Raw genomic sequence first — 243 nt, forward strand, 5'->3', positions numbered from 1 at the left:
CTACTGACAGCCAGCAAGGCTTGCCGTAGAACTGTTCAAGCGACAGTGCAGGATCACCGCATTTATGCCAGTCCGCCATATTTAGCCAGGCGCTACGCGCAGACACCCACACATTAAGGTGTTTGGTCAAAAACGCGTTGGTTCGGCTTGGGTAGCGTATGGCGTCTCGCTGCTGTTTCAGCAGATAATCTTCACCTACTGACACACCAAAATTAGGGTTAGCTTTTTTCAGTATTGCCGGAT

General features: G+C 50.2%; 1 protein-coding gene. It reads right to left on the reverse strand.

Features of this window, described 5'->3' with window-relative positions:
• Window positions 1-243 (reverse strand): terminase TerL endonuclease subunit (locus tag R0J87_RS23725; RefSeq protein ID WP_498889460.1); only part of this gene is annotated, 243 nt, incomplete at both ends.

Source organism: Halomonas sp. SIMBA_159, assembly GCF_046536035.1.
GTDB classification, from domain to species: domain Bacteria; phylum Pseudomonadota; class Gammaproteobacteria; order Pseudomonadales; family Halomonadaceae; genus Vreelandella; species Vreelandella venusta_A.